Source organism: Lacrimispora sp. (genome assembly GCF_032078915.1).
Taxonomy (GTDB): Bacteria; Bacillota; Clostridia; order Lachnospirales; family Lachnospiraceae; genus Lacrimispora.
Window position 1 is genome coordinate 18,260 of record NZ_DAMAUN010000080.1, and the last position, 9,058, is coordinate 27,317.

The following is a 9,058-nucleotide window of genomic DNA, read 5'->3' on the forward strand; positions in this document are numbered from 1 at the left end:
TCGGTGAAAAAGTTAGAACTCATGTTGGCAAGGTATGCATATAAAAAAGATAGCTTACCATCAGCGTCATTTGAAACCTATGAATATGCTGCACAGGTGACACTGGAAATGCTGGTGGGGATATTGGCAAATATCGCGATCGCGCTTTGTCTTAATATGAAGCTGGAAGTAGTTGTATTCTTTTTTATATTTTGTGTATTACGTTCCTATGCCGGAGGATTGCATTTAGATAAATTCAGGCATTGCTTTTTGTTTTCGTTTGCCGTTACGACAGGATCCATGCTGCTTGTAAAGCGCTTGAATGTGTCACTTGCGGTATCAGGAATCATGATGGGGGGAGGAGTGATAGCCTTTTGGCTGACAAAACCTGTGAACGATAAAAATAGAGAAGTTAATGATGAAGAGGATGCCTATTTTAAAAGTAAGTTAAGGCAGTTTCTTGTCGTCATTACGCTAGCTTATTTTACAACGACACTCTTAGCACTTTCGAGGTATTCCTTTTTGATTGCTTTGACGGTGGATGTTGTGTACATACTTATGATTTTAGGAAAGTGGAAAAATAGAAACGTGGAATGAATAAAATCCTGAGAATAAGACAAACAAGAAAATACCATAAGATAAAGGTGTGTAAGAATTTATGAAAAGGTTAAAGGCGGTTTTATTTTTATTAAGTTGTCTTGCTTTTATTTCCGCATCGTTTTGTGCATCCGGGGAGGAAATAGCAAGTGGGAAAAACGGTCTGGATGTCATGTTTGTCATGGACTATAGCGGCTCCATGTCTGCCAATGATCCGGACCACACTGCCATCGGTATGGTAAAAGCGTTTATTGATACAGTTCACAGTGCTGATATCCGAATCGGGTTTGTGGCATATAATGACCACATTGTGTCATCTGCTGCTCCTGTTTCTGTGAGAACTCAGGAAGAGAGGGATTCATTAAAAAATCTGATGGATTCCGCGGGTTATTCGGGCAATACGGACATTGGCTTAGGAGTAAACTATGCATATGGCCTGGCCGGTCAGGAAAACGGACGAAAGTGTATGATTGTTTTGATTTCGGATGGAGAAACAGATTTAAAAGGCTCCCAGGCCGGAAGAACCAAAGCAATCTCTGATCAGGACTTGAGAAATACTGTAGAGGCATGCCAGTCCCGGAGTATACCACTTTATACAGTGGCATTTGGCAAATACGACGGCAGCAAAGAGATTCTTAAAGAAATTTCCAACCAGACAGGCGGACAAAATTATACGGTTGAAAAGCCGGAAACCCTGATCGAAGTGCTGTACGGGATTTTTCATGACAACATGGCTTACCGTATTCAGGAAATCGCGGGCGGCATTTATGGGGAAGGCAGCCAGAGTCTGCGCATTAAGTTAGATGATTCCCATTTAGATGAAATGGATGTCCTGATGATATCACCCCAGCAAATAGGAGATACTACGGTCGTTTACGGGGAGCAGCAGATAAAACCGGTCAATCTGGTCCACTATTCTGTGGCAAAGGTATCGGATATAAAAAGAGATATCAGCGAAATGACCATACAGACCAGTACAAAAAAGAATCAGGAACTGAAGATATATTTGATCAGCTACAGGGACTTGACCCCTGTTATGGAAATCGAAACAGCGATTGCCAGAAACAAGCTGTTGTCTTATAAGATCTATTTTAAGGATAAAAGCGGGTCCGTAATCAGGGACGAAGCCTTTTACACAAACTTTACCCCTAAAGTGGTAATTTACCCGGATGGGCAATCGGACAGCGGCCGAAGGGATATAGAAACTGCCGTCAAGGAAGGGATTCTTATAGGAGAAATGGTTTTGTCTCAGTCAGGGACCTATTACATAGAAGCCCGTTTGGATGACAGGATGGAGTCCTGCATCTTTAATACGGCAAGAATTCAGGTAATTAACACGCCCCCTACAGGAGAACTTCCCAAAAACATTCATTTTAATCCCTTAACAGGGGAAAAACAGTTGGTGCTTAACGAATATTTTACCGATTCTGATGCAGACAGTATTCTTTATACTTTAGAAAAGGATGCCGGTGATCTGGCAGACGTAGGTCTGAATAACGGAATCCTTACTATTAAACCTTTAAAGGCTGGAAGCCGAAATCTGATACTTAAGATATCCGATGGGGAGGCGGCAGTTTCCTATACCTATTCTTTAGAGGTAACCCCATTGTGGAAGGCATACTGGTGGGTCATTGTTCTTATTCTGACAGCCGCAGGCGCTGTCATTTGGAGACTGTTCCATAAACCAAAGCCTGAACTGGAAGTGATTACGGAAAAGAAAGCACAGAACCGATTCCAGGGAAAGATGGATGCCTATTTTATGGAGCAGCCGGAGGGGGAAGATGAGATACCTCCCCTTACATTCCCTATGTATAAGATCAAAGATAACCGGGTAAGCCTTGGAGATTTAATGAAAGAATATCCAGACGCTTCTGCAGCCCTGGGACTGGACCACATATTTCTCATAGCGGATGAAGACAGGCGGATGATTTTATATCATTCATCGGAGTCTTCACTTATGATCGGAAGTTCCATTGTGTGCAGAAAGATACAGTACAGCGTAAGCTTTGGCGATATCATATCCATTACATCTCCGGATGGAGCTTATGATCTGGAGGTTCATTATATTTCTATGATTCAATAAATGGGGCTGTAACAGCCTGTAATAAGGACTGTGATGTTCACGTTCTCTGTTAGTGACAGCTGATGGAAACGATTGAATAAAAGTGAGAAAGAGGGAGCAAAAGCATATGGAAACTATTACACAAACCAACCGGACCATTCTGTTTTCCGAAATGAATCCTGAAAAGCTGAATCTTCTGACCCTGATTGGGGATGTAAGAGGGAAGACAAGCCTTGATGATGACAAGATTAAGGAAATTAATGAAACGCTTCTGGTAGAAAGTTTTGAGGATTTTTTGGAGAAGTTTGCCCCAGTTGTTTATTCCTGGTGTGATGCGAATACCGGTAACATTCAGTACAATCTGATCAAACCGGAGAATATACCGGATAACTGCATTACTGAAATACCGCTTAATGAAATGAACGATTTACTCAACATGCTCATTACGCTGCAGGATGCAAGAGGTTCCTTGGGAGTAGCAAATGTGGATTTTAAATTCAGTAATGTTTTAGAGATGATCTCTCCCAAAAAGATTATGGAGGATATCCGCCAGGTGCGGAGAGAGATCCAATATACTTATGGGAATTACATGGGGCTGGATGAGGAAGATCCTAAGCGTCTTGATCTGGGAGACAAGCTGAATTACCAGTTTGAACAGGCAAGCCACAATTACAACAATGTACTGGCTATGCTTCCTCTTGCAATTGAAGATATCAAAACCCGCCTGCTTTTAGGAAGTGGGGAAACTGCACAAAGAGGTCAGGAATTTAAAGCAGGGCTTTTAAGTATGGGAGATGATGGAGAGCTGAAAATCCTGGAAATGAAGCAGGAAGAAGGAACCCAGCTTGCAATCGTGGATGACCACATCAATACCAGTTTAATTCAGACATTCCGGGATGATTACGATGCCCTTAATGATAACAGGTCTGACTATGTCAGAGAACTGGTGGTCAGGACCTTCTGCCCCCTTTCTTCGACGGTGGAAAGCTCCGTTGACCGGGAGGTAGAAGTACATAATTATAATACTTATCTGGAATTTTATAAAAAAAGCAAAGATGATTTTGTAAAAGCAGTAAAACCATTGATTGAGAAGATTCTGGGTGTAAAGGCGTTCTTTGACCAGTACCAGGTAAAAGAGAAAGGAATGCAGCCAAGGCTCTTAATCACGAACACTCCTTTGGAAATGATGATAAAATCCAGCAATTTGCCTAGACTTATCACTTATTTAAATACTACAAATGATAAGAATGAATTTGAGAATACTCTATGGTTTGGGATTGTTCCGGATGTAGAACTAAACCAGTCAGGAGATGGTAAGCTTCAGAGAATGCGGTTTGCAGGAAATCAGAAGGTAAAGAAACCGGGAACCAATACCATGGAAAACCTTGCTATTTTGATGAATGCCATTAATCCCTATAAGATTACAACCTTTTTCAGTTTTTCCACCGGAGAAGAAAGTACGTTTAATTATATAGCTACCGAGGGAATTGGAATCTTTAAGGATAAATGCACTCCTCTTATGAAGAGGGATTACAGTGAATTTGTAGTTCCCTGCATTCCCAATGTAACTATCATACCAAAGGATAAGTCAGGGCTTATACTAGATAAGCGAATGGTCATTAATGAAAATGGAAATGTGACTCTTTCTGAGGAGAAAGAGGACATTATGAAGATGTGGATCGAGGGGGTATATGTGGGGGCTGCATACGGAGCTGCCGGTATTGCCGCCGCATGGCAGTGTCCGGAATATCTAAAGCAGAGATTCCCTAATACTACCATGGAATACCCCGGAGTGCGCTATGACATAGAGGCAGGAGACAATGCTCTTTTAGTCACAACCAGTATGACAAAAGAGATATCAGGATTTACCAATGCCATTAAAAATTCCATTAACAACACAGGTTTTGGTTTTGTTTTCACCTCGGATAATGCTCAGCATAAGGGCAAGGAAATTAAGAATGTCATGGTCTATAAAGCCAGAAATTTATTAAGCAATGGGACAGAATTTGAACCCATCTACAAAACCCTTCTGGTTACTTATATTGAGAGAATGCTACGGTTTTACAGCGGAGACTTCAAACAGGATAAAATATTGCAGTTTTTCAGCAATAACCCCAGCAGCCAGAAGAGCAAATGGGATGCAAACCGCCAGTATGTCAATTCCCTGCTACAGGATGGAGATGAGCTGGATTTCAGCATAGATGAGAAGAATGGTATCTGCAACATACAGCTTACATTCAGCAACACAACCAGAAACCTTAAGGTGGAGCTGACAAGAAAAGGACAGACTGCGTAAATAATACCAGGGATTGTCCATACATAATTATATGAAAGGTGGGATCAATCATGTATGGAAATGTCAGCACAATCGTAACAGTTATATTCTTTGTAATTGCAGGTTATACAATTTATAAAGGAGTCAGAAAGAAAAACAAATAAAAGCTTTATTTTAAAAATCTGATATCCGAAAGCCAGCTATAAAAAGGCTTATGGATTATAAAAAATTATTTATTAAGAATGGAGGACGTAATATGGGACTTAGAATGAAAATCACAGGCAGCGAAACCGTAGAACTGCGTGAGACGAGCATTACCAACGTAGTATTTGGAGCAGACATTCCCCATGATTCCAACGCCAGATCAACAGATCTTGGTTCAACGGTGTTGATTGAAGGAAAGATACTGGCGGCAGTAGGCGGGGAGGCCGCCGATGATACCAGCAAGATGGCCAGGTGGTCTTTAGTTCCCGCAGAAAATTCAGACTGCTACCGGAATGTTCAGATCGACGTGGTAAATGCATCCCAGGTAGTTCGTCAGATAACGGTACCCAATGCATTTGTGGTTGATTACAGGGAAGATTTTACTGATGAAACAGGAACCGGAGTATTCAAGCTTCTCATTAAGCAGAAGAAGGATAAAATGGCTTCTCTTAAATTCGAAGGCGGATTCAGCGGAGAGTAATCAGGAAGAATAAAAGAAAGGAAGGAACAGATTATGGGATTTACATTAAAAGTAGAAGGCCCGTCTACCATTGACTTAGGGACCACCAGCATTACAGGAGTAAAGTTTAAGACAGATATTCCACTTGATTCCAACGCGCGTTCCACCGATCTGGGGAGTACTGTGGAAATTTCAGGAAAGATTTTAACTGCAGTGGATGGAGATCCTTTTGATTCTACAAGACAGTTAGGACTCTGGTCCTTAGTACCCGCAGAAAAGTCGGACTGTTACCGGAAGGTGACCGTTGAGGTGATTGCAGCTTCTCAGGTAGTGAGAAAATATACATATCCTAACGCATTTGTAGTGGATTATAAAGAAAACTACGGAGATACGGAAGGTGTAGGAACGTTCCGGCTCATCATCAAGCAGAAAAAGGACAAGATGGCGCAGATCGCTGTGGAAGGCGGATACAGCGTGTAAACATGCAGGGGCTGCCGAAAAGGCAGCCCCTTTTTGATAAGGAAAGAAAAAATGCTTGATTACTATAAAATCCTTGGGGTAACCCCTCTGGCAACAGAAAAGGATATTAAGGCCGCTTACCGAAAGCTGGCGAAGGAATATCATCCGGATGTGATACAGGATGACCCGGATGGAAATAAGAAGATGTATGAGATCCAGGAAGCCTATGGGGTTCTGGGCGATGCAGAGAAAAGGAAACAATATGATTCTTTCCAGAAAGAAAAAAAGGAAAGAGGCACGGCCAAAAGGGAAGACTCCCGGGAACAAAGAGAGAGACCGGGAAATGCAGCTCCGGATATGAGTCAGTTTGAACGCTTCTTTGGATTTCAGCCGGGAAAAGGGATGGAGACATACCGTGGGACCGGGGACGGGGCGAAAAAACATGATGGGCCGGTCAATACCAATGAGCTGTTTTCTGCATTTTTTGGCGTGAAAAAATGAGGAAAAAGCCAACGGTTTTTTGAGGGGAGAAAATAGGGGGAACAGGATAGTCAGGACCTTCAAAGGAGGGAAAAGCAGATGGAACGGCTGGACATTGATTTGTATTTAGCCTGTATGGAGAAAGAAGAAAAAACAGAAAGCAGTGAAGAAAAGCTGAAACAAAAAGCATTGGAAAATATAGAAAAGCTCCATCAGGAGATCCAGAAGTTAAAAGAACTGAACATGGAGCGGACAGTATTTTTTGGAAACTTTTTTTCTATCTGCCTTCCTAAGAATCTACTACTAAATGAAATTAGGGAAGAGGGGGTCATATTATTGCGTTCACAGTCCGAACACCTGGCATTGGTGATTAAGGCTGTGGACTGTAAGAAGCCCATTGATTTAGAACATATAAAAAAGAATTATCAGAAACAGATGACTATGTCAAAACAGCAAACATGGTTTGATATAGACGGAAGTAAAGTGGTGGATGGAGTGGAAATTTTTTATTTTACTGCAATTCATTCTATGCCGGAACAAAATCAGATAAACTATATCCTTTTATTCTGCTTAGATAATAAAACCGTTATCCTTGATTTTAATATGAGGGAAGAAAGTTACTCATTTTGGAAAAACAGTATTGCTGTTATGATGAAAACGATACAAAAGGCAGGAGGGGATTTTGATGATAAATAAGTGGAAAAAAGGGCTGTGTCTGAATTTCGCAGTGATGATGATGATTGTATTTTCAACAGTTTTTTTATGTTCCTGTATAAATTTGTATAAAGAAACCAATAAGGGTGTGAGCCCAGAAGCGCAAAAAGTCCTGGAATCGGTTATTGAAGAAAATGGCGGTGTTGAACCGGATATGAGATATTCGACAGGAGAGGTGTCTTTTAATATTCACCTTGGTTGGAAGAAAGTTCAGGATTCTGAATGCTTTTGGGATAGAGAACGTACCAATGTTTATGGCTTGAATGCCAGTTCTCCGCTTGGTTCTATTGCACCAGAGGAGTGTTTTTCCTTTTTGGTTGAATATTATCAGGAGGAAGATTATTTTAAATTATTGGATCAAAGTGAATCTCTGACACAATGGTATTCCGAAGAAAAAGTACTCTGCTACTTAGGAACGATTACTGGGGAGATGGAAGGTGGATATACTTATACGGAGGTTGTTATTGCACCGCAAAAAAATCTTGTTCTTACTTTTGTGGGGCAGACTTCTTATATTGATATAGATAAGGATACGGAATCGACTATTAAAAGAAATGTAACAGAATTAAGGGAAAGCCTTATGTTTGAAATGGGAAATGCTGATTATGTAAGCGGTAATACATATTTATATGACGATGGTTCTGAACTATGCCTGCATGAAGATGGGACATTTGCCTATTACGAAAAGGAAGAAGAACATGAAAAGCAATATCTGGCAGGAACTTATGAAACTTTTTACGGTCAGCCGGCATTTGATCAAGTGGCATCCATGACAGAATATGGTCTTGAGAAAGAGGAACTGGAGCAAATGCTGTCTGCAAATATGAACGGATATATACCTGAGGGAAGCAGGCCTATAGATTATATGTATGCGACAAGCCCGGAAATGACCGATACACGGCCTCGGTATCAGATATGCAAGGATACATTTTATGCGGTTGTTTTTCATAATATGATATATGCCAATACAGAAGGAGAGCAAGAGGAAATTGAGAAGGATTCTCTTTATATAGGATTTTACATTCCTGAATTGAATATTATGGATATGACAAACTGCAATGCGGCTGCTCATGCAACGTGGACTTATAAAGGGAAAACGGAATGATGGTAGGGAACGCTTAGGCAGATAATAATGGGAGGGGAAGAAGGTGTGGGTCGGGGAACGGCTGGAAATTATGGCTGGGGAGATAACTTTGCCGCCATGTTTTCCTCTATGACACCGTCCCAAAGAGAGGCGACCAAATATGTTGCCAATTCAGGACATGATCATGTAACGTTGGTTGGTCACTCCAAGGGAGGAAATCTGGCTGCTGCCTGTGCATATGCACTTCCGCCTGGAATGGTGGATAAGGTTTATTCCTGTGATGGTCAGGGTCTGTCTAAGACTTTTTTAAGTCAAATCAGTGGATGGAAACAGAACCTTGCCTTGAACCTTGTTCATAACATCAACGAATACCGGGATATGGTCAGCCAGATTTTTACGAAAACCAGGAGCAATAAAAATACGATTTACTTTGATTCGGGAGTGTAGTGTTATAATGCTGACCTTTTGGGAGATGGATTTAATTTAAAAATGTATTTCTTCCATGTACATAAACCGAATTATTTTATCAAACCGGGAGTAACACTGGCGGACCGTACTTTTGTTCCTTCAGGATTGCAAATCAGATATCCATTTGGAATGGGCTGGACGCATTATCGGAATCTTAGAAATGATGTGAGAATTGTTTTTTCAGAAAAGAATGGCTGGGGTAAATAGATGAGAAGTAATGGGATAAAAAGTGCAATCATTATTATTATGATTATTGGTGTATTTATTCTCGCAATA

General features: G+C 41.0%; 9 protein-coding genes. All 9 read left to right on the forward strand.

All coding sequences use genetic code 11. The annotated features are described in order from the left end of the window. Positions 1 to 3: 3 nt before the first annotated feature. Complete coding sequence (locus tag RT269_RS23575) at positions 4 to 576, forward strand: accessory gene regulator B family protein (RefSeq protein ID WP_313186289.1); 573 nt, start codon at positions 4 to 6, stop codon at positions 574 to 576. Between the two features lie 61 nt (positions 577 to 637). Continuing rightward, entirely contained in the window at positions 638 to 2,659 is a 2,022-nt protein-coding gene (locus RT269_RS23580; protein ID WP_313186290.1) for a vWA domain-containing protein, read from the forward strand. Positions 2,660 to 2,765: 106 nt separating this feature from the next. Beyond that, positions 2,766 to 4,934, forward strand: a complete 2,169-nt coding sequence (locus tag RT269_RS23585) for a transcriptional regulator (protein ID WP_313186291.1) — start codon at positions 2,766 to 2,768, stop codon at positions 4,932 to 4,934. A 235-nt stretch (positions 4,935 to 5,169) separates the two neighbouring features. Continuing rightward, positions 5,170 to 5,598, forward strand: coding sequence for a membrane-associated protease 1 (locus RT269_RS23590; RefSeq protein WP_313186293.1), 429 nt, complete (start codon positions 5,170 to 5,172; stop codon positions 5,596 to 5,598). 33 nt (positions 5,599 to 5,631) lie between these two features. Beyond that, entirely contained in the window at positions 5,632 to 6,057 is a 426-nt protein-coding gene (locus tag RT269_RS23595; protein ID WP_025231974.1) for a hypothetical protein, read from the forward strand. Positions 6,058 to 6,108: 51 nt separating this feature from the next. Further along, positions 6,109 to 6,537 (forward strand): DnaJ domain-containing protein, encoded by a 429-nt coding sequence (locus tag RT269_RS23600; protein WP_313186295.1) that lies wholly within the window; start codon positions 6,109 to 6,111, stop codon positions 6,535 to 6,537. A gap of 78 nt (positions 6,538 to 6,615) precedes the next feature. Beyond that, positions 6,616 to 7,212 (forward strand): hypothetical protein, encoded by a 597-nt coding sequence (locus RT269_RS23605; protein ID WP_313186296.1) that lies wholly within the window; start codon positions 6,616 to 6,618, stop codon positions 7,210 to 7,212. Further along, positions 7,202 to 8,335 carry a hypothetical protein gene (locus RT269_RS23610; protein ID WP_313186298.1) on the forward strand — a complete coding sequence of 378 codons (1,134 nt, stop codon included), beginning with the start codon at positions 7,202 to 7,204 and terminating at the stop codon, positions 8,333 to 8,335. Before RT269_RS23605 ends, RT269_RS23610 begins: the two co-directional genes overlap by 11 nt. Positions 8,336 to 8,362: 27 nt before the next feature. Continuing rightward, positions 8,363 to 8,761: an Mbeg1-like protein gene (locus RT269_RS23615; RefSeq protein WP_313186299.1), complete on the forward strand. Its 399-nt coding sequence runs from the start codon at positions 8,363 to 8,365 to the stop codon at positions 8,759 to 8,761. The last annotated feature ends 297 nt before the right edge of the window (positions 8,762 to 9,058 follow it).

Coding starts and splice junctions, on each gene's coding strand:
- RT269_RS23580 (WP_313186290.1), top strand. CDS start 638: ATGAAAAGGTTAAAGGCGGTTTTATTTTTATTAAGTTGTCTTGCTTTT.
- RT269_RS23585 (WP_313186291.1), top strand. CDS start 2,766: ATGGAAACTATTACACAAACCAACCGGACCATTCTGTTTTCCGAAATG.
- RT269_RS23590 (WP_313186293.1), top strand. CDS start 5,170: ATGGGACTTAGAATGAAAATCACAGGCAGCGAAACCGTAGAACTGCGT.
- RT269_RS23595 (WP_025231974.1), top strand. CDS start 5,632: ATGGGATTTACATTAAAAGTAGAAGGCCCGTCTACCATTGACTTAGGG.
- RT269_RS23600 (WP_313186295.1), top strand. CDS start 6,109: ATGCTTGATTACTATAAAATCCTTGGGGTAACCCCTCTGGCAACAGAA.
- RT269_RS23605 (WP_313186296.1), top strand. CDS start 6,616: ATGGAACGGCTGGACATTGATTTGTATTTAGCCTGTATGGAGAAAGAA.
- RT269_RS23610 (WP_313186298.1), top strand. CDS start 7,202: ATGATAAATAAGTGGAAAAAAGGGCTGTGTCTGAATTTCGCAGTGATG.
- RT269_RS23615 (WP_313186299.1), top strand. CDS start 8,363: ATGGGAGGGGAAGAAGGTGTGGGTCGGGGAACGGCTGGAAATTATGGC.